Genomic DNA, 25,975 nt, shown 5'->3' on the forward strand with positions numbered 1-25,975 from the left:
CCTTTGAGTCAGTCAGCGTTGTGTTCTTTCCAGCGTCGAACGACGTTGCAATCGAGACCGAACAGATCGAGCACGCGGCCGAGGGTGTGATCGATCATCTGGTCGAGTGAAGCAGGGCGCGCGTAGAACGCGGGCACCGGTGGCGCGACGACGCCGCCCATCTCGGTCACCGCGATCATGTTGCGCAAATGCGCCAGCGTGTACGGCGTTTCGCGTGCGAGCAGCACGAGCGGGCGGCGTTCTTTCAACGTGACATCGGCGGCGCGCGAGATGAGGCTCGATGAAAGACCGCTTGCGATTTCCGCGAGCGTCTTCATCGAACAGGGCGCGACGATCGTGCCCAGCGTGCGGAACGATCCGCTGGAGATGGCGGCGGCCATGTCGTCGCAGCGGTACGTGACGCTTGCGAGCGCGCTTACATCGGCGAGCTTGTAGTCGGTCTCATGCTGCATCGTGAGGAGCGCGCTGCGCGAGATCGTCAGATGCGTTTCGATGTCGAGTTCGCGCAGCAACTGCAAGAGGCGCACACCGTACGTGAAGCCCGACGCGCCGCTGATGCCCACCGCGATACGTCGCGTGCTCATCGCGCGGCTCCATTGAGTATTGCGGCTGCGCGTTGCATCGCATCCGCATCGATGCGCGCGCGTATGCCATCGAATCGCGAGCCGCGCGTCGCGTCGATGCCCATGCGCGACGTCGTGCCATCCACGGACGATGAAGGATCGAGCGGACTGCCCGGCAAGCCGCCGACGATGAACACGTCCTCATGCGGTTGCGCATGCGCGGAGATCGCCCATAGCACTTGCGAATCGTCGGTGATGTCGATATCGCTATCGACCGCTACGACGTGCTTGAGATACGGATCCCAGCCGAGCAGCGCGAGCATGATCTGGCGCGCTTCGCCATCGCGCGTCTGCTTCAGCGCGACATAGCAATGAAAGTGCGTGCCGGAATTCGGATAGTGCAGCGCGGTGACCGAAGGGAAACGCGCCTTCAGTTTCTCGCTCATCTCCGCTTCGCGCGGCAGGCGCGCGAGCGTCAGATGTTCGGCATATGGACCGCCGACGACATCGACGAGCCACGCATCGCGGCGACGCATCATCGTATCGACGCGCAGCACGTTGTTGGTCGAACGATCCGATGAATAACCGGTGAACTCGCCGAACGGACCTTCTTCCGCGCGCGCATCGGGATCGATCGTGCCGTCGAGCACGAACTCCGCAGCGGCCGGCACGCCGACGCCATGACGCGGCGTGCGCACGAGTTCGAGCGGCGCGCCGAAGAGTCCACCGGCAATGGCGCGCTCGTCTGTACCGAACGGCACTCGCGATGCCGCAGCGAGCATGAACAACGGATGCGCGCCGACGACCATCGCGACCTTCAGCGTGTCGCCGCGCGCTTTCGCTGTTTGCAGCATGCGCCACAGATGACCGCGCGAATGCAGACTCGTTGCGAGCGCGTTCTTCGCGTGCAGCATCGAGCGGTGATAGCTCATGTTGGCGATGCCCGTCACAGGGTCTTGCGCGACGATCACCGCGTTTGTGATATACGGGCCGCGATCGGTGGCGAAGTGACGGATCATCGGCAGTTGCGCGAGATCGATCGCATCGCCTTCGATGACATCATCGAGCACGGGACCGCTTGCGACATGCACCGGCGCAATCGGTGCATTCGCGCGTCGCTGATACGCGTCGAAGAGATCGCGTGCCTCGACATCGAACAAGCGTGCGATACGTTCGCGCGATGCAAAGAAGTTGGTGGCCAGAGGCGTATCGATGCCTTCGATGTTTTCACACACGAGCATCGGATGCTGTCCGCGCGCGGCGAGCGCCGCGACGATCGCGGTCACGTCCTGATTGGCCGATAACGGTTGCGTGAGCGTCAGCACATCGTCCGGATATCGCTCGCGATACGCGTGCGCGAAGCAATGAAAGTCCTGCGTGGCGCGAAAGAGGTGATCGGCCATCGTGTGCTCCGTCGTGAGAATGAAGGGCGCGTGAACGACCGCGCCCGCGTGATATCAGGCCGTCTGCGCGACTTCGTCGCTCTTCACATACGTGGCCTTCAGGCGCTTCTCGGCTTCGGCAAGATCCTTCGGCGGCTTCGTCGGTTCGATGCCCACCAGCCGCGCGATGTTGTTGCCCATGTAGTCTTCGAGGCCGTCTTCATCGAGGTCCATGCCTTGCGGCGCGGGACCGCAGAGCATCTCCAGCTCGCGCAGCCACATGCCCGGCTCGTTCGGCGGCGAATCGGTGCCGAACACGATCTTGTTGCGCGGCAACTGACGCGCGAATTCGACGATGCGCGACTGATAGCACCAGCCCGATTCGCAATAGACGTTGGGCGTGTCCATCGCCATCCAGAACGCTTCGAACGAGTAATTGCCGCCCGTCTGAATGCCGAAGTGACCGATGATGAAATTCACCATCGGGAACTCGCGGATGATCGGATAGAACTGCGTGGGAATCGTGTACGGCCCGTCGCCGGTATGAATCAGCACGACGACGCCCAGCTCCGCGCATTTCTTCATCGCGGGACGCAGCCAGTCGAGCGCGCGATCGGGCCGGTAGCCGTGCATGTTCGCGTGCAGCTTGAGCATCTTGAAGCCGTATTCCTTGACGTGGAACTCGAGTTCCGCCGCGCCATTCTCCGGACCCCAGCGCGGGTTATACGTGAAGTTGCCGATGAAGCGATCCGGGTACTTCTGCGTGAGTTCGGCGATATAAGACATGTAATCGCGAATGCCTTCGCGTCCGCGCCGGTTGCCGTCGCGATAGCCGGTATTGCCCGGCGGCGGTTGAATGAAGCCCATGTCGATGCGGCGCGGCTTGCCGTTGATGATGTACGGACCGTCCATCATCTTGAGAAGACGTTCGCCGGTGAACGGCTCGCCCGTATGACGCCAGGCTTCGTCGACGAGGTTGGTCGGATGCAGATGGGTATCGATGATCATCAGCGGGCTCCCGCGTAGTCGGCTTCTTTGTATTGATCGAGATAGGCTTGCGCCTCTTCGACGCTCTTCGGCGGCGCGCTCGGCTCGATGCCGAGCATGCGCGCGAGGTTGTTGCCGAGATAATCCTCGAGCGTGTCTTCGTCGAGATTCAGACCTTGCGGCGGCTCGTGGCACAGCACTTCGAGCAGACGCAGCCACATGCCCGGCTCGTTGGGCGGCGTGTCCGAGCCATAGAGAATCTTGTGCGTGGGCAAGACCTTTGCGAACTCGACGATGCGCGATTGCAGGCACCAGCTCGATTCGCAATAGACGTTCGGGGTATCGAGCGCCATCTGATACGGCTCGAAGCAATACACGCCGCCGGTCTGCACGCCGAAGTGCGCCATGATGAAAGGCACGGAAGGAAACTCGCGGATCAGCGGATACCATTCGCTCGGAATGCTGTATGGGCCGTCGCCGGTATGCAGCTTGACGATCAGCCCCAGGTCCGCGCACTTGCGCAACGCGGGGCGCAGCCAGTCGAGCGCGCGGTCGGGGCGATACGCATGCATGTTGGCCTGCAACTGCACCATCCTGAAGCCGTGCTCCTTCGCATAGAACTCGATGGCGTCCGCGCCGTTCTCGGGACCGCAACGCGGGTTATAGACGAAACAGCCGAGCAGACGGTCGGGATACTTCTGCGACATCTCTACGGTGTACGCCATGTAATCGTCGATCGACTCGCGGCCGCGTCTCACGCCGTCCGTCCACGTATAGATGGTGTTGCCTTGCGGCGGTTGAATGAATGCCTTGTCGATGCGGCGCGGCTTGCCGTTGATGATGTACGGTCCGTCCATCACTTCGATCAGACGCTCGCCCGAGAACGGTTCGCCGTCATGGCGCCAGGCGAGGTCGACGAGATTGGTCGGATAACAGCTTGTGTCGATGATCATGGGTCTCGATCTCCTTGAGGGGAACTGGCGTGTCCAGTTGCCGGATCGCGGGCAGGCGCGTCGATGGAACGAAAGCTCTTGCGAGCTTGCCCATGCGGCCTTTTGCAAGACGCATATCGATTGCGCCTTCCCCTCGCCGGCATCGAGTGTCACACTGACGTGCACTGCTGCTTGCGATGCAGTCTCACAAGTTATGCACGCTCTGTACAATATTTTTTGACCACGATCTTGATACGTTAGCGATATGGACATGCGGCTTTTGCGGTACTTCGCGGTGCTCGCCGATGAACTGCATTTCGGCCGCGCAGCCGCGCGCCTGCACATCTCGCAGCCGCCGCTGAGTCAGCAGATACGCATCCTCGAAGAAGAGATGGGCACCGCGCTTTTTCTGCGCTCGCAGCATCGCGTGGAGTTGACCGAGGCAGGGAAAACACTGAAGGAACAGGCGCCGCTGATCTTCGCGCAGTTCGAGCGCGCAATCGACCTCACGCGTTGCGCGGGTCGCGGCGAAGCCGGCAGTCTCGAGATCGGCGTCATCAGTTCGGCGATGGTCGAACCCATTCCACGCGCGCTCGGCGTGTTCGCGCGCAAGCATCCGCAAGTGCGATGGACGCTGCATGAATTGACGCCCGCCGCGCAGATTCAGGCGTTGAAAGAGCGGCGGCTCGATGTGTGTTTCTTTCGCGTGTCGCACGACGATCCGCAGATCGTCAGCGAAGTCGTGTTGCGTGAACCCGCGGTGCTCGCGCTGCCGCTCGCGCATGCGTTCGCTTTACGCGCGCATATCGCGTTGCGCGAGCTCGAAAACGAGCGCTTCCTGTCGTTCGGATTGCTGCAATCGCAGCTTGCGCGCTTTCTGCGCGACTGTTGCGTCGAAGCGGGATTCACGCCGCGCATCGAACAGGAAGTCGTCGAGCTTCACACGCTCTTGTGTCTCGTGCGCGAAGGGCTCGGCGTCGCGTTGCTGCCGGCTTCGGCGCAGCAGTTGTCGAGTGGCGGCGTCGCGTTCGTGACGCTCGCCGCGCCCGCTCCCGAAGTATCGCTGCATGCGCGTTATCGTGCGGAAACGCCGTCGCCCGTGCTGGCGCGCTTTCTCGATACGGTGCGCGATGTCGTCACAGCGGACGTCGTGCGTTGACCGTTTGCGCGACGAGTTCGCGTATCGCATCGACGAGCCGCTTGACGCGTTCGGCTTTCTCGCGCGGCCAAACGGCATAGAGGTTGTAGTGCGTCGGTATTTCCACCGATGTCAGTTCGATCAGCTTGCCTGCGCGTTGCGCATCGGCGGCGAGCAGGCCGCGCGCAAGTCCGACGCCCACGCCCGCGCTCGCTGCCGCGATGAGTCCCGCCGCGTTGTCGAACACGGCGATTGCATGCGGCTCGGCTTCCGGAAGACCGGCGGCGGCGAGCCACGGAATCCATGAGCGCTTCGTGTAGCCGAGCAAGGGCAATGCGAGCACTTGCTGCGGTGCGAGCGGCGCGGCGAGTCCGCGCGCGCTCAGCAACGTTGGCGATCCCATCACCGTCAGACGATCGCCACAGATGAGCGCGTTCTCGAAGCCATCCCACTCGCCGTAACCGTAACGCAGCGCGAGATCGACGCGCTCGAACGCGCTGCGATCGTGACGCGGTGCGGAAAGCATCGTCAGCGATGTGCCCGTCAGCGCGCCGAGCAACGCGGGCAAGCGCGCGGCGAGCCAGCTTTGCGCAAGCTCCGGATCGACGTCGAGCGTGAGCGTGTGCTTCACCGCGCGTTCCTTCACCGACGACAACGCGCGATCGATCTGCTCGAAGCCATCGCCCAATTGATTGGCGAAGAGCGCGCCCGCATCGGTCAGCACGACGCGCGCGCCTTCGCGCACGAACAGCGGCTGCCCGACGAACTCTTCGAGCGTGCGGATCTGCTGGCTGATCGCGCTATGCGTGAGCGACAACTGGCGCGCCGCACTCGAGAAGCTGCCGGCGCGTGCTGCTTGCAAAAAGGCCTGCATCGATTGCAGCGAAGGGTAGCGCTTCAACATGGGTGTTAGCCGGGCTTACGGATGATCCAGGAAATCGTCGCTGGCGTTCGTGCCAGACGTCTTCGGATAATGGCTGCACGCACGAACGACATTCAGGAGACAGCGCATGATCGAACTCATCGTCAACGACACGCGGCACTCGCTCGACAATGTACCGGAAGACATGCCGCTATTGTGGGCGCTGCGTGATTCGCTTGGTTTGACAGGCACGAAATTCGGCTGCGGCGGCGGCTTTTGCGGCGCATGCACGGTGCATCTCGATGGCGAAGCGGTGCGCTCGTGCCTGTTGCCGATCGCCGCCGTCGCGGGCCGGCGCGTCACGACGATCGAAGGTCTTTCCAAGGACGGCACGCATCCGCTGCAACGCGCGTGGGTCGCCGAAGACGTGCCGCAGTGCGGCTATTGTCAGTCGGGACAGTTGATGCAGGCGGCGGCCTTTCTGAAGGGCAAACCATCGGTCAGCGATGAAACCATCACTGCCGCGATGTCCGGCAACATCTGCCGCTGCGGCACGTATGCGCGCATTCGCCAGGCCATCAAGCGCGCGGCGGCGGAGGTCTGAATGCTGATCGAACATCACCCGGCGCGCCGTCGCTTCATCAAGCAAAGTTCGGCTTTGCTGGCAGCGGGACTATCCATCGGTTTTCGATTGCCTGAAGCGGTGGCGAAGAACGGCGATCCGCATCCGCGCAACGGAGAGTTCGAGCCGAACGCATGGGTTCGCGTGCTGCCCGACGACACGATCAGGCTCGTCGTTCACAAGCACGATTCGGGCACCGGCACGCGCACGGCGCTCGCCGCGCTCGTTGCGGAAGAACTGGATGTCGATCCGTTTCGCATCGACGTCATCACGCCCGAGAATCCCTTCTATGCCGACTACATTCATCCTTTGTGGAAGGTGTTTTCGACGGGCGGCAGCACGAGCGTGTCGCTCGAATACGATCGCTTGCGTCATGCAGGCGCGACCGCGCGCGCGATGCTGATCGCCGCCGCGGCGAAGCAATGGAAGGTATCGCCATCCGCCTGTTCGACGAACAACGGCTTCGTCATCGACACAGCAAGCGGGGCGCGCGCGAGTTACGGATCGCTCGCCGAGGTCGCCGCGAGCATGCCCGCGCCGAAAGACGTGCCGTTGAAAGACGCGTCGCAATTCAAGTACATCGGCAAGCTGCAAAAGAAGCGCGATGCCGCGCAGAAGGTGTGCGGCGCGTTCGCTTATAGCATCGACGTGCGGCTGCCCGGCATGCTCGTCGCGGTCGTCACGCGCGCGAACGTGATCGATGCACGCGTGCGCAGCGTCGATGCCAAAGCGGCGCTCGCCGTGCCCGGCGTGCGGCAAGTGCTGCAGATACCCGGACGTCCCGATGTGCTCGGCGGCAATCAGGCGGGCGTCGCCGTGCTCGCCGACGATTACTGGTCCGCGCACAAGGGTCAGGCCGCATTGCGCATCGAATGGGAAGACAGTCTCTTCGAAAACTTCGACAGCCGCGACGTGTCCGCGCGTCAAGCCGCATGGCTCGACGATCCCGCCGCGCGCGTTGTGCCGACCGTCACGAACGGCGATGCGGAATCCGTCATCAAGCGTGGGCCTCGCGTGATTCAGGCGTCGTATTCGATGCCCTACAAGGCGGCGAATCCGCTCGAACCCATCAACGTGACGGCTTGGGTGAAGGATGGCGGCATCGCGTATTGGGGCGGCTTGCAAGTGCCATCGACGGCGCAGGAAGCCGCGCAAGCGATCGGCAGCATTCCGGCGGATCGCGTCACGTTGCACGAGTTCGTGTCGGGCGGCAGCTTCGGCGCGCGCGAATCGAAATACTGGCTATTCGAAGTGACATGGCTCGCGTTGCAAACCGGCAAGCCTGTCAAGCTGATGAACAGCCGCGAGGATGAGATGCGCGCGCTCTTCTATCATTCGGCGAGTCATCATCGCGCGAGGGCCACGCTCGATGCGCGCGGCAATCTATCGGCGCTGCAAGTGCGAGCGGTGATGCCTGCATCGCCCGAGCAATGGGAGCCGGGTTATTTCGATCGTCCCGATCGCATGGACTACAGCACGACGGAAGCGATCAGCAAGTACGAGTTCGCCTATGCCGCGCCGAACGTCGATATCGGTTGGGTGCGCCACGAAACGGGCATGCCGACGGGCTGGTATCGCGCGGTGAGTTATGTCCCGAACGTGTTCGCGGTCGAATCGTTCATGGATGAAGCCGCACATGCGGCAGGTCGCGATCCCGTCGACTTTCGCATCGCGCATATGAAGGATGCACGGCACGTCGCCGTGTTGCGCGAGGCCGCGTCGCGTGCGGGCTGGGGCAAGCCGTTGCCGCGCGGCACTGCGCTCGGTGTCGCTACGAATCGCGCGTATGGCAGCTATATCGCGGTGATTGCGCGCGTGACGCGCCGCGACGGCAGCATCGTGATCGGGAAGCTCACGTGCGTCGCGGACTGCGGACTCGCGGTATCGCCGGGCGGCGTAGAAGAACAACTGTATGGCGGATTGATGTGGGGACTCGGACACGCGCTCGCCGATCGCATCGATATCAGACACGGCCAGGTGCAGCAGACCAACTTCGATTCATATCGCGTGATGCGTATGAACGATATGCCTGATATCCACATTCATATCGTGCAGGGCGATCTGTCGAAGCCGAGCGGTGTCGGTGAGTTGTCGAGCCCATCGGTTGCGCCCGCCATCGCCAATGCGATGTTCACGCTCACCGGCAGGCGTCTGCGCGAGACGCCGTTCGATATGCGTCCCGCCACGTAAATGACGCGAGAGGTCAGGCGGCGAGCGCTTCGTTCGCCGCCGCGTCCGCTTCCACGACAGCGGCCGCATGTTCGCGGATCAGTCGGTAAACCGTCGCGCCCGGCACGGTCTCCGATTCGAGCAACTGATCGGCGATTGCGCGCAACACCGGCTCGTTCGCCTGCAACAGGGCGAGGCACTCATCGCTCAGTTCGTGCAGCAGCGCGTTCGCATGGCCGATCGAATTCTTCAGTTGCAAGCCCGCGTACTGTTGCGGCAGCGCGGCGAGGCTGAACAGATTGCCTTCCTCGTTGAAGCCGAACTTCGACACCATGTCGAGGCTGATGCGCGAAGCTTCCTGAAGATCCGACGCCGCGCCGCTCGATGCTTCTTCGAACATGAGCAGTTCCGCGTTGCGACCGCCGAGCAGCACCTGAATCTCGTTGCGCAATTCGGTTTCACGATACAGATGCTTGTCCTGCATCTTCGTGATGAGGGCGACACCGAGCGCGCCGCCGCGCGGCAGGATCGTCACTTCTTCGAGCACGCCGGTGCCGAGCAGCGCCGCGACGAGTCCGTGACCCGCTTCGTGCACCGCGATGCGCGTGCGTTCATCGTCCGACAATGCGCGCTCCGCGCCATTCACATCGCCGATGCGCGCGATCTTGATCGCTTCCATGAAATGCGCCGCGCCGACTTCGCGCTCGCCCTTCTTGCGCGCGACGAGACCCGCCTGATTGCAGATCATTGAAAGCGTTGCGGGCGAGAGACCTGTCGTGAGACGCGCGAGTTGATCGAAGTCGATGTCGTCGCGCTTCGTCTTCAGCGTATCGGCGTAGAAGCGCAGGATTTCCGCGCGGTCCTCTAGACTCGGCAGACGCACCTGCACCGTGCGGTCGAAACGGCCGGGGCGGCGCAGCGCTTCATCGAGATTGTCCGGATGGTTCGTCGCCGCGACGATGATGACGCCTTCGTTCGACGCGAAGCCGTCCATTTCCGCGAGCAGTTGATTGATGATGCGGTTGCTCTCCGCTTCGACCGGGCCACCGCCCGTATCGGTGCGCTTGCCGAGGCCATCGGCTTCGTCGATGAAGATCACGGTCGGCGCATTCTTGCGCGCGAGCTCGAAAAGATGCTTCACTTTCTGAATCCCGACGCCGTAATACTTCGCGCTGAAATAACTGCCCGTGATTGCGATGAAGTTCGCGCCGCATTCGCCCGCGAGCGCCTGCGCGAGGCGTGTCTTGCCGACGCCCGGGCCGCCCGTCATCAGAATGCCGCACGGCGCGCGCACGCCCATGCCGGTGAATTGCGCGGGTTCGGTGAGCCACGCGCGCACGTCGTTGAGCGCGGCTTTCGCTTCGCCTGCGCCGATCACGTCGTCGAATCGCAGTGTCGGCGATTGACCGAGCAGTTGCGCGCCGCCGCGCATCTCGCGGCGCATGAACCAGAGAAGGCCGCCGACCATCAACAGCGGCAGCAACAGGCTCAGGATGTCGCGCGAGCGGTCGAACATATCGCTCCAGCGCGCGACGCCGGTTCGCACGTCGGCATCGGGCAGCCACACGAGTTGATATGGCGAACTCGCGCCAGGCTTCATATCGCCGAGCAGGAGCGCGTTCGAGAACGCGCCGTTATGATCGGCGACGTAGTACTTCTCGCCTTTGATCGTCGAGACGAGGATCGCATCGGGACTTACACCGATCGTCGCGACATTCTTCTCGCGGATATCGGTCAGCATTTCCGATGCGTCTCGCTCTCGATGCGTCCACGCCGAAGCGTCATGGCGCATCTGGCTGGCCACGCCCGTCAGCACCGCGGGCTGCGCATGCGCCGCGCGTTGTTCGTGACGCCAGTGAAGAAAGCTCACGCCCGCCACGAGCGTAGCCGCGATCACACCATACGCGATATATCGGCCAACGCGTGACCGCAGCGAATTCCTTGCCGGTTTCATCAATTCTTTCCCAATGGGGCCGCGCGGGCGGCGCCCTCAATCTATCGTCGGACGAATAGTGTCCAGACGTGTCTCAGTTCGTGCTTCGGAGCGTGCTTCTGAGGTGGGATGCCCGCGTATGTCTTGATGCTCAAGATGGCGAAGCGATCGACCTTAACCGCGGATCGTCAACCATGCGAGCATGGCCCTTTTAGGGAAGTGCTCCGCTGGAATGGTGCCCGTAATGCATGACCATTCGATAACGCGGAGCAGCGCGCGAACGAGCGTTCGACATGCCGGTCCGAATGCCCGTCCCTTTCTTCCGATTAACGGCAAATGACGAGTCTTCTTGACGGCAATGTAAAAAGCGGATGATCCGCGCTCGCGGCGTGATGCAGGTTTGATGGTGTATGCAGGACGGAGCCAAGGATATCACGCAAAAAATCTATGCTCCATCCGGTAAGGAATACTGCTTGCTTACGCTAGGGAACTGTCCGCGCACATGGGGCGCGCGGCGGGCCAATGAGAGGGAGATAACATCATGTTGTATTACGCGTTGGTCTTTTTCATCATCGCGGTCATCGCCGCCGCGCTCGGGTTCGGTGGCATCGCGGCAGGGGCGGCGAGCATCGCGAAGATCCTGTTCTTCATATTCCTCGTGATATTCCTCGTGACGCTCGTGATGGGCCTCATGCGACGTTGACGGTCCTCACGCGAAAAAAGCGCCGTGCCGAGGCTGGTCGGCACGGCGCTTTTTTTTGCGCGCGCGATTCGTGGACGCTAACGCGCGATCGCCGCGCGCAGCGCCGCATTACGCCGCACGATCCAGTTGAAGAGCGGCGTCGCCATCAGCGTGCTGGTTACGGCCATCAGCACGAGGATCGAGAAGAGTCCCGGCAATATCACGCCCGCCGCAAGGCCGATGTTGATGATGATGAGTTCCATCAAACCGCGTGCATTCATCAGCGCGCCGATTGCCATCGCATCGCCGGAGGGCTCGCCGTTGGCGCGCGCCGCCGCCCAGCACGCGATGCCCTTGCCGCCGAACGACGCGAGCAGGATGACGATGGCCGCGAGCATGATCGACGGCTCCATCAGCATGTCGAGCCGCGTGTTGAGGCCCGAGTAGGTGAAGAAGATCGGCAGCAGGAACACGACGACGAAAGGCTGCAGCATCTCGCGCAACTTCTCCGTGAGCGGACCGCGCGGCAGCGCGACGCCGAGCAGAAAGCCGCCGAATACCGCATGAATGCCGATTGCGTCCATCGCGAACGCGCACAGCGAAAAGAGCGCGAGCACGGCCGCGAACACGGTCGCGGGCAACGGCGCGTCCGGCTTCAGCCCGGCCGCGAGCCTGCGCAGCAGCCTGCCGCCGAAGAAGATCATGAAGAGCGCGAAGCACGCGCCGCCGCCGATCGCCGCATATGCGCCCGTCCACGAACCGCCAAAACTCGCGAGCACGATGGCCAGAATGCACCACGCGGCGGCGTCGTCGAATGCGCCCGCGGTCAGCGCGAGCGTGCCGAGCGACGTGCCCGCGAGACCGCGTTCGTGGATGATGCGCGCGAGCATCGGGAACGCGGTGATCGCGATCGCCGCGCCGAGAAAGAGCGACGCCTCGTAAAGACGCACCTTGTCCGCGAAGAGACCGGGAATGCCGTGCAGCCACGGCGTCAGCGCGAACGCGAGCGCGAACGGCGCGACGATGCCCGCGAGCGACACGCTCATCGCACTCTTTGCACGCGCGCGGAAATGTTCCGCGCGGAACTCCGTGCCGACGAGAAACATATAAAGCCCGACGCCAAGCTGCGCGGCGACGTAGAGCGTGCCCATCGTCGCTTTTGGAAACAGCGCCTGTTGCCAGTGCGGAAGAAGCAGGCCGAATAGCGACGGCCCGAGCAGCACGCCCGCGATCATCTCGCCGACCACTTGCGGCTGGCCGACGCGCCGCGCGAGCTTGCCGACGAACTGGCTCGCGAGCACGATGGCGGCGGTCTGGATGAAGAAGTAAACGGACAGTTGAGACGTGGGCATCGTGCGCAGGCGTGAGAAACGGACGACGGCAGTCTGACGGCGGGAAGGTCAGTCTGTCAACGCGCGTTTCGAACCCCTCGCTCAAGCCGACGCAACGCGACGTTCAGGCGAGCGCCACGACCGCGATCTCGACGAGCAGTTCAGGCGACGCGAGTTGCGCCTGCACCGTCGCGCGCGTCGGTGCGCAGCCTTCGGGCACCCACGCGTCCCACACTTCGTTCATGCCGGCGAAGTCGCGGGCGATGTCGGCGAGCCACACTTGCGCGGACACGAGGCGCGTCTTGTCGATGCCGGCCTTGTCGAGGAAGCCGTCGATCTTTTCCAGAACTTTCGCGGTCTGCAATTTGACGTCGGGCGTGTGATCGGCCGATGTCTGTCCGCCGATGAACACGAGTCCCGCTGCCTTGACGACGCGGCTCATGCGCTGATTGGTGTCGATACGAACGATATCGCTCATGAATATTTCTCCGATAAGAACAGTCGAGACGAACGAAGCCGATGCGCGCGCTCATGCACGCGCACACGGCGAAAAAAAATGCGCATCAGTGAGCGACGAGTTGCGAGGCGCGCGCGTTCGCGGATGCGCTGTCGCGCGCGAAGCGATCGATCGCGAAGGCATCGAGTGAAAGCGATGGCGCGCCATCGAGCATCAATTCGGACACGAGCTTGCCGCAGCCCGGTCCAAGCTGAAAGCCGCTGCCGCAATAGCCGAACGAGTAATACAGATTCGACGCCGTGCGGCTCGCGGAGATGACGGGCAATTCGTCTTGCGTGAAGGCTTCGACGCCCGCCCACGCGCGATTCACGCCGAGATGCTTCAGATGCGGGAAGAGATCGGTAACGGTGCGCGCGCTTTTCACGAGACGGATGAAATCGACTTCGCCGTGACGGTTCGCAAGCTCCGCAATGCCGATCAGCTTGCCGCCGATGACCACCGTGCCGTTATCGAACTGCTTGAACGACAGCGGCCGTCCAGTGGCGCCGAGCGTCGCGCGGCAGAAGGGCGCGACCCGATGCGTGACCATCAGCATCAGGCCTTCGGGATGAACGGGCACCGCTTCGCCGGCCTGCTTCGCGAGTTCGCCGGACCACGCGCCCGCCGTGACGAGCAGCTTTTCCGCGCTGAACGTGCCGCGCGGCGTATACGCGAACCAGCGCGCGCCGCGCTGCTCGATGCGGCGCACGGGCGTGCCTTCCAGAAAACGCGCGCCGAGCTTTTGCGCGGCGAGACGGAATGCGGTCGTCGTTCTGAACGGCAGCGCGTAGCCGTCGCGCTCGACCCAGATGCCGCCCGTCACATGCCGTGCAAGCGCCGGTTCGAGTTCGAGCACGGTGTCGCGATCGATGACTTTCTCGTGCGTGAAGCCGTGCGATTCGAGTAGCGCGGCACGCTGACGGCAGGCTTCCAGCTCGTCATCCGTTTCGGCGATCTTCAACTGACCCGAAGCGACGAATCCACCATCCGCGCCGATGAGATCAGTCATGTTGTGCCATATTTCGCGCGACATCAGCGCGAGCGGAATTTCGGGCAGCGGTCGCCCGAGCGTACGCACGCCGCCCGCGTTCACGCCCGACGAATGACGCGCGACGTAATCGGCTTCGAGCACGATCACCTTCGCGCCGCGCTTCGCCGTATGGAACGCGCTGCTCGTGCCGTGCAAGCCGCCGCCGATGACGAGCACGTCCGCTTCCTGAATCACGCTTGCGTCAGTCACCGGCGAGTTCTCCGAGTGTGAGCGGCTTGATCGGCGGACGAATGCGGTAATAGCCGACATCGGCGGGCGAGACGCGGCGCGCATTGGCGATGACTTCCGTCACCGTGAGACCGCACATGCGGCCCTGGCATGGACCCATGCCGCAGCGCCCGAACGATTTCGCCTGGTTCGGCCCGACGCAGCCGAGTTCGACGAACTGGCGCAACTCGCCCGCCGTCACTTCCTCGCAACGGCACACGATGGTTTCGTCGCGCGGGATGCGGTTGACCTCGCGCGGGCGATACAGGCTGTCGAGGAACGGCCGGATGCGCATGACGTCCGCGAGCGTGCGGCGCAGCGGGGCGGCTTCGGCATCGCGCCTCTTTGCATCGATCGCGCCGAGTTGCGCCGCCGCAGCGAGTGCCGCAAGCGAGCCCTGCAATGCCGCTGCCTGCGCGCCGCCGATGCCCGCGCCATCGCCCGCGACGAAAACGCCGGGCACGTCCAGCTCGCCCCATGCGTCGGTTTTCGGCGTGAAGCACAGTTGCGCATCGTCCCAGCGATGCGTCGCCCGCAGCGCCTGCGTGAACTGCGTATTCGGCACGACGCCCTGATGCAGCAGGATCACGTCGGCTTCAATGCGATGCGCCGTGCCTTGCGTCGTGAAGGCGAGCGCCGCCGCGTGTTCGGCGTGATCGTCGCCGATGCGCGATTCCACGCGCAGATCGTCGGCGGCCTCGAAGATCGGCACGCCCGCTTCGCGCAACGTGCGGATCAGTTGCAGTCCCTTCGACAGGAACGGCCACGCGCGCAACGCCGACAGCATGTGACGCTTCGCGCGCCAGCGATCTTCGTGACGCGTCGTGTCGACGAGCGCGCGGATCGGCACGCCCGCGCGCACGTATTGCCAGCCGAGCAGATAGAGCAGCGGCCCGCAGCCCGCGAGCACCGGCGGCGCGGCGGGCACTTCTCCCGCGCTTTTCAGGAGAATCTGCGCGGCGCCGGCCGTGAGCACGCCGGGCAGCGTCCAGCCGGGAATCGGGAACGGACGTTCGAGCGCGCCGCTCGCGAGAATCACGCGCTGCGCATCGAACGAGCCGATCTTGCCGTCCTTCAGGTAGTTGACGGCACGCTCGCGCGTCACTTGCCAGACGCTCGCATGCGTGACGTGTCGCGCGCCGGATGCCGCGAACGCTGCCGCAATCGACGATCCCGCCGCGTAATCGGGCCCGAGAATCTCCTTGCGGCGCGCGTCCGCTTTCCCGATCCCGCGATAAATCTGCCCGCCGACGGCGTCCTGCTCGTCGATCAGGACGGTTTTCAGGCCCGCGCGCGCCGCGACGGTGGCCGCGCGCATGCCGGCGGGACCGGCACCGACCACGACGACATCGACGGCTTCGGATGCGAAATCAGCGGCCATGCGCGTTCTCCAGCGAGACATCGACAGCGTTCGACGGCGGCAGATCGCGCGCGCCTTCCTGCGAGCGCACGCGCATGCCGGGCTTCACTTCGACCATGCAGCTCTGGCGGCTCGGCACGCCGTCGATCTCGACGAGGCATTCGAAGCAAGCGCCCATCATGCAGTAGGGCGCGCGCGGTGCGCCGGAAACGGGCGTCGCGCGAAACCGCGATACGCCCGCAGCCAGCAGCGCCGCCGCGACCGAGCAACCGGCGGGCACGCTGAGCGCTTCGTCGTTGAACCAGATGTCGATGTTGCCGCCTTCCCGGCCGTCGAGCGGCCTGAAAAGCGAGTGTTTCGATTGGACTGTCATGGCGGATTCAGTGTGCGGAAATCAGTTCTTTGGCGTGCTCGAAACGGCGCGCGGAGAAGGTGGGCAGCTCGCCGGGCATCGGCGCGCCCGCGATCCACGGCGCGACGCGCAGCGCATGGGCGGCCGCGAGCGTCACGCCGCTATGGCAGGTCACGACGAACGCGCCCGGATGCTCCGGCGACTCGTCGTAGATCGGAAAACCATCGGGGCTGTAGACGCGCAGCGCGGCCCACATGCGCACGAGGCGGACGTGCTGAAGCATCGGGAAGGCGCGCACGCCGCGCCGGGCGATGTCGGCGAGCACGTGTGTCGTGGTGAGATCGTCGAAGCCGACTTCTTCCATCGAATCGCCGAACTGCACGCTGCCTTCGTCGGTCTGTCGCACGTTGAGCGTCGGATAGTCGAGAAACGGCGCGACGCGCTCGCTCACCAGTACCTGCCCGCGATTCGGCGCGACCGGCGCATTCAGCCCTACGAACGGCGCGAGCGCGCGATTGCCGAGGCCCGCCGCGAGCACGACACGCCCCGCGTGATACGTCCCGCGTTTGCCGTACACGGTGAAGCCGTTCGCGCCGGGCACGATGCGTTCGGCGCGCTCCGACGACACGAGCTTCACGCCGCGCGTCTGCATCGCGGCGTGCAGTGCGCGCAGCAGCTTGAGCGGATTGACGTGGCCGTCCATCGGCGTGTAGCTCGCGCCGATCACCGCCGGGCCGATCTGCGGGATGCGCGCGCGCACGTCGGCGGCATCGAGTATTTCAAACGGATAGTCGCCGAGTTCGGCGCGAAGTGTCGAAAGGCGCTGCTCGCGTTCGGCGCGCTCTTCGTCGCTGAAAAGAAACTGGAAGCCGCCCGGCTGACGCAAGGCGACATCGATGCCGGTTTCGCTGAAGAGCGCATCGGCAAGACCCGGCCAGCGCGTCGCGGACGAGCGCGACCAGGTCGCGTAAGGCGACAGGCCGTAGCCCTTGCCCTGAATCCACACGAGGCCGAAGTTGCCGCGCGAGGCGCGAAAGCCGCCGTCGTCCTCGTCGAGCACGGTCACGCGCGCGCCTTCGCGAGCGAGCCCGTAAGCGACAGCCGAACCGACGAGGCCGCCGCCGAGAACCAGTACGTCGGGACTTGCAGAAGTCATCGGGCTTCTCCGATCAGAATGCGATCCAGTCCGACCATGCGGTCGAGCAGGATCATCAGCAACACCGTGCCGACGATCAGCACCGCCGACACCGACGCGACGAGCGGATCGATCGTCTGCGCGATCTGGTTGTACATGGCGACGGGCAGCGTCGTGGTGCCGGGCGTCGCAACGAAGATGGTCATCGTGAGTTCGTCGAAGCTCTGGATGAACGACAGCACCCAGCCGCCCGCCACACCGGTGCGGATCATCGGCAGCACGACGCGGCGAAATGCGGTGAAACGGCTCGCGCCGCACGACAGCGCCGCGCGTTCGGCATCGCGATCCAGCCCGATCGCCGACGACAACGCAAGCCGCAACGCATACGGCAGCACGATCACGACGTGCGCCGCGACGAGCGACCAGAACGAGCCTGACAGATGCAGGAGCGACAGGAAGCGCAGGAACGCGATGCCGAGCACGACGGCGGGAATCATCATCGGCGAGAGAAAGAAGCTCGTGAGCGCGGCGCGGCCCGGAAAGCGATAACGCGCAATCGCGAGCGCGGCGGGCACGGCAAGCAATACGCCGATGGTCGCCGCCGCGAACGCGAGGCGGATCGACAGCCAGAACGCGGACACGATGTCGCCGTTCTCGATGATCGCGTGGAACCAGCGCAGCGACGCGCCATCGAAGGGCATCGAGATGAAGCCCTTGTCGGTGAACGCGACGAGCATCACGACGACGAGCGGCGCGAGGATGAAGGTGAGGAAGAACGCGTTGTAGACGAGTCCGAGCGGTCCGTTGCGGTTCATGATCGTTCTCCGGAACTCAGTCGAAGATATGGCGGAAGCGGCGTTCGGCGAGGCGGCTGCAGCCCATCACGATCGCTACGTTCGCCACCAGCAGCAGCACCGCGATGCTCGCGCCGAGCGGCCAGTTGAGCGTGCCGAGAAACTCGTCGTAGGCAGCGGTCGCGACCACTTTCAGACGCCGTCCGCCGATGAGCGCGGGCGTCGCGAAAGCCGAGGCCGAAAGCGCGAACACGATGATCGATCCCGACAGCACGCCCGGCATGATCTGCGGCAGCACCACGCGGCGAAACACCGCGAACGGCGAGCCGCCGAGCGAGCGCCCGGCCCATTCGACTTGTGGATCGAGCTTTTGCATCGTCGCCCAGACGGACATCACCATGAAGGGCACGAGAACGTGCGTGAGCGCGATGACGACGCCTGTCATCGTGAAGACGAGGCGCACGGGTTCATCGGTGATATGCAGCGCCTGCAGCGCGTTGTTGAGCACGCCGTTGTTGCCGAGCAGAATCTGCCAGCCGAGCGTGCGCACGACGACCGAGATCAGCAGCGGCCCGAGCACGATCAAAAGACACAGCGATTGCCACGGCTTCTTCATGCGCGCGAGCACGATGGTTTCCGGCACGCCGAGCACGATCGACAGCAGCGTGACCGCGAATGCCAGCCCCGCCGTGCGCAGGAAAATCGTGCCGTAGTACGGATCGCTCACGACTTCCCAGTAGTTCGAGAGCGTGTAGGCGGCCGTGACGCCGGCCGTATCGCTGAAGACGCGAAACGACAGCAGCAGCGTGAGCGCGAGCGGCACCAGCAACAGGCCGATGAACAGCAGCAGCGCCGGCCCCGACAGGATCCACGGCGCGGCGCCGGGACGGGCATCGTCAAGCGTGGCCATCGACGTTCTCCCGTTGCTCCTGCGTCAGCACGCGCAGGTCGTCGTCGGTCCAGTCGAGGCCGACTTCGTCGCCTTCTTCGGGCGGCGGCGCGCCGTGATTCGGCTGCGCGACGCGCAGCTTGCCGAGTCCCGTTTCCACTTCGAGCAGCCATTGATTGCCGACGAACACGCGCGTCGCGATGCGGCCTTTGATGCGCGCGTCGCCATTGGCGAGATGCACCTTCTCCGGACGGATGTAGACGTTCACCGCGCCATCGACATGACGGCCTTCGTGCGGAACGTGCAGCGTCGTGCCAGCGACATCGACGATCGCGCAGCGCGGATTGCGTTGCAGCACTTCGCCTGTGAACGCGTTGGTGCGCCCGAGAAACGTGGAAGCGAACGGCGTCGCGGGACGCTCGTACGCGTCGTATGGCGTGGACAGTTGCGAGATCGCGCCGCGATGCATCACCGCGATGCGATCGCTCATCGTCATCGCTTCGACCTGATCGTGCGTGACGAGGATCGTCGTGATGCCGAGGCGCTTCTGGATCGCGCGCAATTCGATGTGCATCTCTTCGCGCAGCTTGGCGTCGAGATTGGACATCGGTTCGTCGAGCAGGAGCAGTTCGGGCTGCATCGCGATGGCGCGCGCAATGGCCACGCGCTGCCGTTGTCCGCCCGACAGTTCCTTCGGATAGCGATGCCCGAGGCCCTTCAGACGCACGAGCGCGAGCGCCTCTTCGACGCGCGCCTCGCGCTCCTTCTTCTTCACCTTGCGCATTTCCAGACCGAAGCCGACGTTGCCCGCCACGGTCATGTGCGGAAAGAGCGCGTAGCTCTGAAACACCACGCCGATGCCGCGCTTCTCCGGCCGCTCGTGGGTGATGTCGCGTCCGTCGAGGAGGATGCGCCCGGTCGTCGGCGTGACGAAGCCCGCGACCATTTGCAGCGTCGTGGTCTTGCCGCAGCCCGACGGCCCGAGCAGCGACAGCAGCTCGCCGCGCTCGACCGACAGATCGAGCGCTTCGATCGCCGTGAAATCGCCGTAGCGTTTCGATATGCCTTGCAGTGTCAGGAAAGCCATGCGCCTTGCTCCTTCGTCAACGGATGCCGCGATTCAGCGCTCGACCGAACGGTTCCAGCGTTCGGTCCACTCGGTGCGATGCTGATTGATCGTCGCCCAGTCCATTGCGGTGAGCTTCGCAATCTGATCGGGACCGTAGGGCACGCGCGCCGCGACTTCGGGCGTGAGCTTCACCGTCTTGTTGACGGGGCCGAGACCGATGTTCTGCGCCTGCAGCATCTGCACTTCGGGCGTCAGCAGGTACTGCACGAATTGCTGCGACAGTTGCGGCTGCGCGTTCTCCGCGATGGCGCACGCCGCCACCTGCAACGCGACAGCGCCTTCTTTCGGATAGACGAACTTGAGCGGAAAGCCGGTGTTCTGCAACGCGACCGCGCGGCCGCTGCCGTAGGGCGCGAGGATCACGTCGCCGGACTGCATCTGGCCGTCCATCTCGCCGGGTGTCGGCGCCCACGAAAGCACGTTCGGCGCGACCTGCTTCGTCATTTCGGCGAAGCCCGGATCGATGTTCTTCTCGCCGCCGCCCGACAGCCGCGCGAGCATCACGAGCGTATGCAGACCGTAGGTGTTGGTGATCGGCGGCACGCCGAGCTTGCCCTTGATGCGCTTGTCGGCGAGCACCTTCCACGAATCCGGCGGCGGCAGGCCGGCCTTCTTGAACGCCTCCTCGTTGTAGCCGATGCCCGTCGCCACCATGCCGACGCCGATCGCCGTCGGCCCGAGCTTCGCGAGCGGATAGACGTCGTTCATGATGGGCGCGTCGTCGAGCTTCGCGCAGAGGTTCATCTGCATCGCCTGATACATCGGGCCGTCGTCCATCACCGCGACGTTGATCTGCTGATGGCCCTTCTGCGCCTGCAGCTTGGCGAGCGTATCGCTCGAATTGCCCGCGACGTAGACGATCTTGACGTTGTGCGCCTTCTCGAAAGGCGGAATGATTTTCTGCCGATAGAGCTGTTCGTTCGAGCCGCCGACATTGGCGACATACAACGTGGTTTCGGCGTGGGCGGCGAGCGTCCCGGCGATGCAGGCGCCCGCGATCGCGGTGCGGGACAGGACGGCCAGACGGCGATGCAGCGCGCTTCTCATGACGACGTTCTCCAGTTCCGTTACGTGGGGAGCGGGCTTGCAGGCCCGTCGAATGAGATTGAGTGTCGCGCCGCCGATTCATATCGTCCAATACGAATAAAATGGGTATCCATGCATGGATGATATGGATTCGGGACATCGAGAATAGGGAAACCCCGCAATGAATCTGAAGCACATCGAGGCTTTTCGCGCGGTGATGGTGTCGGGATCGATGACCGCCGCGGCCAAGGCGCTCTTCACGTCGCAGCCGAACGTGAGCCGGCTGATCTCGCAACTGGAGGGCGAAACGGGCTTGCAGCTTTTTCAGCGCAGCGGCGTGCGCCTGATTCCGACGAGCGAGGGCACCGCGTTCTTTCGCGAGGTCGAGCGCGCGTTCGTCGGCTTGCAGGGGCTCGCGAACGCGGCGGCGCAAATCCGCAATCTCGGCAGCGGGCGTCTGCGCATCGCGGCGATGCCCTCGGCGGGCATCACGCTCATCCCGCACGCGATCAAGCGCTTCGTCGAACTGTTTCCCGAGGTCACCGTGTCGCTGCATGTGAACACGTCGGGGACGGTGAATCACTGGACGGCGTCGCAGTTCTGCGACCTCGGCGTCGCGGTGTTCGTGAGCGAAGCGTCGACCTGCGAAGTGGAGCAGCTATCGAGCGTGGCGGCCGTGTGCGTGATGCCGGCGAAGCATCGGCTGGCGGAGAAGCGCGTCATCAGGCCGGAGGATCTGGAGGGCGAATCGTTCATCTCGCTGTGTCACGGCGACGGCACGCGCGCGCTGATGGACGAAGTGTTCCAGCGCGCGGGCGTGAAGCGCGTGCTCGCGATCGAGGCGCAATACACCGCGATGTGCTGCGAGATGGTGCGGCACGGCATGGGCGTGACGCTCGCGCATCCGATTGTCGCGCGCGATTTCCGAGGGCCCGATATCGCGATCCGCCCGTTCATGCCCGCAACGCGCTTTCCGATGCATCTGCTGTTTCCGCCGCATCGTCCGCGCGAAAGACTCGCGGCGGCGTTCGTCGACGTGTTGCGCACGCTGCACGACGAACTGCTCGCGGAGGTCGTGCCGCCCACGCGCGGGCGGGCGCGAGCATCGGTGCGGGCGTGATATCGTCGGCGGCACTGTTTTCATGCCGAAGGAGCGTGCGATGACCGAGCTCGTGAACTGCCTGTGGTTCGATGGAAACGCGCGTGAAGCCGCGGAGTTCTACGCCGCCACGTTCCCCGATAGTCACGTCGGCGCGGGGAATGTCTCCGCGAAACCGGGCGTGGGCGCGGGGCCTGAACTGACCGTCGAGTTCACCGTGCTCGGCAGGCGCTTCATCGGGCTGAACGGCGGGCCGAACTTCACGCCGAACGAAGCGGTGAGCTTCATGGTGCGCACGGGCAGCGTGCAAGAGACGGATCGCTACTGGAACGCGATCGTCGGCAATGGCGGCGCGGAAGGCCATTGCGGCTGGTGCAGGGACCGCTGGGGCTTTTCCTGGCAGATCGCGCCGCAGCGCCTGCTCGATATCCTGAACGGCGCCGACCGCGAAGCCGCCCGCCGCGCGATGGACGCAATGCTGTCGATGAAGAAGATCGACATCGCCGCGATCGAGCGCGCGGTGTTATCGTCGTAAATGACACGTTCAGAGTCATTCACGCCATGCGCATCGCGGTTCTCGCTCTCGATGGTCTCTTCGATACCGGTCTCGCCGTCACGCTCGATACGCTCAAGGCCGCGAACGGACTTTCCGCGCGCTTGATGGGCGGCGCGCCGCGTTTCGATGTATCGACTGTCGGCGTGCGCAGGCGCGTGCGCTCCGGTCAGGGCTTCGCGATTCCGGTGCAGGCCATCACGCCCGATCTCAAGCCCGACTGGGTGATCGTCCCGGCGCTCAACGCGACGACGCCCGAGCTGCTTGTACCCGCACTGGAACGCGCCGACGTGAAGGACGCTGTGAGGCAATTGCGGCAATGGCGCGATGAAGGCGTGCTGATCGCGGCGTCGTGCATCGGCACGTTTCTTCTGGCGGAGACGGGTCTGCTCGATCATCGGCACGCCACGTCGACGTGGTCGCTCGCGCCGCTTTTCCGGCAACGCTATCCGCACGTTCTACTCGACGAATCGCGCATGCTCGTGCCGAGCGACATCGGCGTGACGGCGGGCGCGGCGATGGGCCATCTCGATCTCGCGCTGTGGCTGATACGCAAGACGAGCCCCGAGCTGGCCGCGCTGGTGTCGCGCTATCTGCTCGCCGATATCCGCACGCTGCAGGCGCCGTACATTATTCCGAATCATCTCGCGCAGGCCGATCCGCTGATCCAGCGTTTCGAGCGCTGGTCGCGCGAGCATCTGAAAGAAGGATTTTCGCTGCAACGCGCGGCGAACGCGCTTGCGACGAGCACGCGTTCGCTGCAACGACGATGCCGCGAAGTGCTCGGCAAATCGCCGCTCGCGTATTTTCAGGACTTGCGCGTCGAACGCGCGCAGGCGCTTCTGCACGGCAGCGGCCTCGATCTCGAGGCGATCGCGGCGGAAGTCGGCTACGAGGACGGCGCGACGTTGCGCACGCTATTGCGTCAGCGGCTCGGGCGCGGCGTGCGCGATCTGCGCGCCGAGTTGCGCTGACGATTGCCTCTATAACGAACGCTCGATCGCCCGGCCGAGCAGATCCAGACCGAGATCGATCTCTTCCTCGCTCACCGTCAGCGGCGGTGCAATGCGGAACACGCCGCCCATGCCGGGCAATTGCACGATGTTCATGCTGAGGCCCAGATTCATGCACTCGCGCGTGATCTTCGCGCCGAGGCCATCGGCGGGTTCCTTCGTGCGGCGATCCTTGACGATTTCGACGCCGAGCAGCAGGCCGCGGCCGCGCACATCGCCGATGCAGTCGAAGCGCTCCATCAGATCGAGCAGGCCGCTCTTGAGCCGCGCGCTCATCACGTTCGCGCGCGCGACGAGACCATCGCGCTCCACCACGTCCAGCACGCGCAAGCCGACGGCGGCGGGCAGCGGATCGGACACGTGCGTCGTGTAGAACAGATAGCCGAGCTCGTGCGCTTTCTCTTCGATCGCCGCCGACGTCACCATCGCCGCGAGCGGCAGGCCCGCGCCGAGCGTCTTCGATAGCGTGAGGATGTCGGGCGTGACGCCGTCGCGCTGGCACGCGAACATCGTCCCCGTGCGGCCGATGCCCGTCTGCGCTTCATCGAGGATCAGCAGCATGCCGCGCTCTTCGCACTTGCGCTTCAACGCCGCCATATAACCATCCGGCAATTCGATGATGCCGCCCGAACTCAAGATCGGCTCCGCGATGAACGCGGCGAGATTGCCGCTCGACTGGCGATCGACGAGATCGAACGCGTAGTCGAGTTCCGCGAGCCAGTCGTATTGCCCGTTGCGCTCGAAGCGTGCGCGATACGCGAACGGCGCGGGGATCGCGAACGAGCCGACCGCCGCCGGCCCGACGCCCTTGCGCCCCGCGCTATAAGTGGCCGATGCAGCGTGGCCCGTCATGCCGTGCCACGACTGTGCGAAACCGACGACTTCATATTTGCCGGTGACGAGCTTCGCCATGCGCAGCGCCGCTTCGTTCGACTCGGCGCCGGTGCTGAGCAGCAGCGCGCGATCGAGACCGTCGGGCGTGATGTCGGCGAGACGCGTCGCGAGATCGACGACGGGACGCGAGAGCATGCCGCTGAACAGATGGTCCAGCTTGCCCGCGTATTCGTTTATCACCGACACGATCTCGGGATGGCTGTGGCCGAGCACCGCGCTCATTTGCCCCGACGTGAAATCGAGGATCGCGCGGCCATCGGCATCGTAGACGAAGCTGCCTTGCGCGCGCTCGATGATCATCGGCTCGAAGGTGCCGCCGTAGCGGATGAGATGCTGCCTGGCGTTGTGCCAGAAAGTTGCGTCGTCGTTGCGGGACACCGTGCTTCTCCTGGCGGACATGAGAGGAATTTGCAGTGTAGACAACGCTCGGGTTTTATAGAATCGAATAGTTCTAATGCAAGATAGAAGCGGGGCTAATACCTTGAGCCTGTCACTCGAAATCGAATTGCTGCGCTCGTTCGCGGTGATCGCCGAAGTGCGCGCGCTGAGCCGCGCGGCGGCGCGCATCGGCCGGACGCAATCGGCGCTCAGTCAGCAGATGAAGCGGCTGGAGGACATCGTCGATCAGCCGCTGTTTCAGCGCACCGGGCGCGGCGTCGTGCTGACGAATCCCGGCGAGCGTCTGCTCGTGCACGCGCAGCGCATCCTGCGGCTGCATGACGAAGCAATGGCCGATCTCTGCGGCAAAGGGCTGTCAGGCAGCATCCGCTTCGGCTGCCCGGACGATTACGCCGCCGTCTTTCTGCCCGCGCTGCTGCGGCAATTTTCGAGTCAGCATCCGCACGCGCAGGTGGAAGTCGTGTGCGGCCCGACGCCCCGGCTCGCCGAGCAATTGACGAAGCGCGCCCTCGATCTCGCGATGCTCTCGCTGCCCGAAGACCGTTCCGGCGGCGATGTCATCCGGCGTGAGCAACTCGTGTGGATCGGTTGTCCGGGGATGGAATCCGCGCATTACGATCCGCTGCCGCTCGCGCTGTCCGATCCCGACACGCTCGATCACATCGCCGCGTGCGAGGCGCTACGGCGCGCGGGCCGGGCGTATCGCATCGCGTATGCGAGCAGCAGTCTCGCGGGACTCATGGCGCTCGTGCGCTCGGGACAGGCGTTCGCGGTCATCACGCAGACAGCCGTGCCCGCCGATCTCTGCGTGCTCAACGCCGATGCCGGGCTGCCCGCGTTGCCGGGCGTCGGCATATCGCTGAAGTTCGCGCGTGAGCGCCCGTCGCTGTTGACGTCGGCGTTTGCGGAGCACATCCGGCTCACGCTGCCGCTGCTGTAACGCGCGTGCGATCCGGCGAACTGCGGTGCAATGCGGC

The 25,975-nt window shown here is 64.5% G+C and carries 25 protein-coding genes; 8 read left to right on the forward strand and 17 right to left on the reverse strand.

Translation table 11 applies throughout. From position 1 onward, the window contains the following. Positions 1–8: 8 nt before the first annotated feature. Genes AWB77_RS10060 through AWB77_RS10075 form a run of 4 tightly spaced genes read right to left on the reverse strand, consistent with a single transcriptional unit; the run spans position 9 to position 3,885 of the window. Positions 9–584 (reverse strand): UbiX family flavin prenyltransferase, encoded by a 576-nt coding sequence (locus tag AWB77_RS10060; protein ID WP_061134277.1) that lies wholly within the window; start codon positions 582–584, stop codon positions 9–11. Further along, positions 581–1,966, reverse strand: a complete 1,386-nt coding sequence (locus tag AWB77_RS10065) for a UbiD family decarboxylase (RefSeq protein ID WP_061134278.1) — start codon at positions 1,964–1,966, stop codon at positions 581–583. The genes AWB77_RS10060 and AWB77_RS10065 overlap by 4 nt, the downstream gene beginning before the upstream one ends. A gap of 54 nt (positions 1,967–2,020) precedes the next feature. After that, positions 2,021–2,953, reverse strand: a complete 933-nt coding sequence (locus AWB77_RS10070; protein ID WP_061134279.1) for an amidohydrolase family protein — start codon at positions 2,951–2,953, stop codon at positions 2,021–2,023. After that, the gene (locus tag AWB77_RS10075; RefSeq protein ID WP_061134280.1) at positions 2,953–3,885 is read right to left on the reverse strand and encodes an amidohydrolase family protein; all 933 of its coding nucleotides are present in this window, start codon (positions 3,883–3,885) and stop codon (positions 2,953–2,955) included. The genes AWB77_RS10070 and AWB77_RS10075 overlap by 1 nt, the downstream gene beginning before the upstream one ends. 244 nt (positions 3,886–4,129) lie before the next feature. On the opposite strand from AWB77_RS10075, the gene AWB77_RS10080 reads away from it, so the two are divergent. Further along, entirely contained in the window at positions 4,130–5,023 is an 894-nt protein-coding gene (locus AWB77_RS10080; protein WP_061134281.1) for a LysR substrate-binding domain-containing protein, read from the forward strand. Here the strand turns inward: AWB77_RS10080 and AWB77_RS10085 are convergent. After that, a complete protein-coding gene (locus tag AWB77_RS10085; RefSeq protein ID WP_061134282.1) occupies positions 5,001–5,906 on the reverse strand; it encodes a LysR substrate-binding domain-containing protein in 906 nt (301 codons plus the stop codon). The two genes, AWB77_RS10080 and AWB77_RS10085, sit on opposite strands and share 23 nt — an antisense overlap. Before the next feature lie 106 nt (positions 5,907–6,012). On the opposite strand from AWB77_RS10085, the gene AWB77_RS10090 reads away from it, so the two are divergent. Together AWB77_RS10090 and AWB77_RS10095 are read left to right on the forward strand one after the other, a co-directional pair. After that, a complete protein-coding gene (locus AWB77_RS10090) occupies positions 6,013–6,468 on the forward strand; it encodes a (2Fe-2S)-binding protein (RefSeq protein WP_061134283.1) in 456 nt (151 codons plus the stop codon). Further along, positions 6,469–8,676: a xanthine dehydrogenase family protein molybdopterin-binding subunit gene (locus tag AWB77_RS10095; protein WP_061134284.1), complete on the forward strand. Its 2,208-nt coding sequence runs from the start codon at positions 6,469–6,471 to the stop codon at positions 8,674–8,676. A gap of 13 nt (positions 8,677–8,689) precedes the next feature. On the opposite strand, the gene AWB77_RS10100 is transcribed toward AWB77_RS10095, so the two are convergent. Then, positions 8,690–10,609: an AAA family ATPase gene (locus AWB77_RS10100; protein WP_061134285.1), complete on the reverse strand. Its 1,920-nt coding sequence runs from the start codon at positions 10,607–10,609 to the stop codon at positions 8,690–8,692. Positions 10,610–11,129: 520 nt separating this feature from the next. Between AWB77_RS10100 and AWB77_RS34070 the strand changes: the two genes are divergently transcribed. Then, on the forward strand, positions 11,130–11,291 hold the full coding sequence (locus AWB77_RS34070; RefSeq protein ID WP_064506476.1) for a DUF1328 family protein: 162 nt from the start codon (positions 11,130–11,132) through the stop codon (positions 11,289–11,291). A 77-nt stretch (positions 11,292–11,368) separates the two neighbouring features. On the opposite strand, the gene AWB77_RS10105 is transcribed toward AWB77_RS34070, so the two are convergent. The 10 genes from AWB77_RS10105 to AWB77_RS10150 form a co-directional block, all read right to left on the reverse strand. Then, positions 11,369–12,622, reverse strand: a complete 1,254-nt coding sequence (locus AWB77_RS10105; RefSeq protein ID WP_061134286.1) for a cation:proton antiporter — start codon at positions 12,620–12,622, stop codon at positions 11,369–11,371. Positions 12,623–12,725: 103 nt separating this feature from the next. Then, positions 12,726–13,079 (reverse strand): RidA family protein, encoded by a 354-nt coding sequence (locus AWB77_RS10110; protein WP_061134287.1) that lies wholly within the window; start codon positions 13,077–13,079, stop codon positions 12,726–12,728. 85 nt (positions 13,080–13,164) lie between these two features. Next, a complete protein-coding gene (locus tag AWB77_RS10115; RefSeq protein WP_061134288.1) occupies positions 13,165–14,337 on the reverse strand; it encodes an NAD(P)/FAD-dependent oxidoreductase in 1,173 nt (390 codons plus the stop codon). Next, positions 14,330–15,736 carry an FAD/NAD(P)-dependent oxidoreductase gene (locus AWB77_RS10120; RefSeq protein ID WP_061134289.1) on the reverse strand — a complete coding sequence of 469 codons (1,407 nt, stop codon included), beginning with the start codon at positions 15,734–15,736 and terminating at the stop codon, positions 14,330–14,332. Before AWB77_RS10120 ends, AWB77_RS10115 begins: the two co-directional genes overlap by 8 nt. Further along, positions 15,726–16,088, reverse strand: coding sequence for a (2Fe-2S)-binding protein (locus AWB77_RS10125; protein WP_061134290.1), 363 nt, complete (start codon positions 16,086–16,088; stop codon positions 15,726–15,728). The genes AWB77_RS10120 and AWB77_RS10125 overlap by 11 nt, the downstream gene beginning before the upstream one ends. Before the next feature lie 7 nt (positions 16,089–16,095). Beyond that, positions 16,096–17,223 (reverse strand): NAD(P)/FAD-dependent oxidoreductase, encoded by a 1,128-nt coding sequence (locus AWB77_RS10130; protein ID WP_061134291.1) that lies wholly within the window; start codon positions 17,221–17,223, stop codon positions 16,096–16,098. Next, positions 17,220–18,017, reverse strand: coding sequence for an ABC transporter permease (locus AWB77_RS10135; RefSeq protein WP_061134292.1), 798 nt, complete (start codon positions 18,015–18,017; stop codon positions 17,220–17,222). Before AWB77_RS10135 ends, AWB77_RS10130 begins: the two co-directional genes overlap by 4 nt. Positions 18,018–18,033: 16 nt before the next feature. Further along, complete coding sequence (locus tag AWB77_RS10140; RefSeq protein WP_061134293.1) at positions 18,034–18,906, reverse strand: ABC transporter permease; 873 nt, start codon at positions 18,904–18,906, stop codon at positions 18,034–18,036. After that, entirely contained in the window at positions 18,893–19,972 is a 1,080-nt protein-coding gene (locus AWB77_RS10145) for an ABC transporter ATP-binding protein (RefSeq protein WP_061134294.1), read from the reverse strand. Before AWB77_RS10145 ends, AWB77_RS10140 begins: the two co-directional genes overlap by 14 nt. A 33-nt stretch (positions 19,973–20,005) precedes the next feature. Then, positions 20,006–21,061 (reverse strand): ABC transporter substrate-binding protein, encoded by a 1,056-nt coding sequence (locus AWB77_RS10150; RefSeq protein WP_061134295.1) that lies wholly within the window; start codon positions 21,059–21,061, stop codon positions 20,006–20,008. A gap of 160 nt (positions 21,062–21,221) precedes the next feature. Between AWB77_RS10150 and AWB77_RS10155 the strand changes: the two genes are divergently transcribed. From AWB77_RS10155 to AWB77_RS10165, 3 genes are read left to right on the forward strand one after another with little or no spacing between them, the layout of a single operon-like run. Then, the gene (locus AWB77_RS10155; protein WP_061134296.1) at positions 21,222–22,160 is read left to right on the forward strand and encodes a LysR substrate-binding domain-containing protein; all 939 of its coding nucleotides are present in this window, start codon (positions 21,222–21,224) and stop codon (positions 22,158–22,160) included. A gap of 40 nt (positions 22,161–22,200) precedes the next feature. Next, positions 22,201–22,674 carry a VOC family protein gene (locus tag AWB77_RS10160; protein WP_061134455.1) on the forward strand — a complete coding sequence of 158 codons (474 nt, stop codon included), beginning with the start codon at positions 22,201–22,203 and terminating at the stop codon, positions 22,672–22,674. 26 nt (positions 22,675–22,700) lie between these two features. After that, entirely contained in the window at positions 22,701–23,666 is a 966-nt protein-coding gene (locus AWB77_RS10165) for a GlxA family transcriptional regulator (RefSeq protein WP_061134297.1), read from the forward strand. 9 nt (positions 23,667–23,675) lie between these two features. Here the strand turns inward: AWB77_RS10165 and AWB77_RS10170 are convergent, their stop codons facing one another. Further along, positions 23,676–24,977, reverse strand: a complete 1,302-nt coding sequence (locus tag AWB77_RS10170) for an aspartate aminotransferase family protein (RefSeq protein WP_061134298.1) — start codon at positions 24,975–24,977, stop codon at positions 23,676–23,678. A gap of 76 nt (positions 24,978–25,053) precedes the next feature. Between AWB77_RS10170 and AWB77_RS10175 the strand changes: the two genes are divergently transcribed. Further along, positions 25,054–25,938, forward strand: a complete 885-nt coding sequence (locus tag AWB77_RS10175; protein ID WP_061134299.1) for a LysR substrate-binding domain-containing protein — start codon at positions 25,054–25,056, stop codon at positions 25,936–25,938. Positions 25,939–25,975 lie beyond the last annotated feature (37 nt).

Source organism: Caballeronia fortuita (assembly GCF_001544835.2).
Lineage (GTDB): Bacteria > Pseudomonadota > Gammaproteobacteria > Burkholderiales > Burkholderiaceae > Caballeronia > Caballeronia fortuita.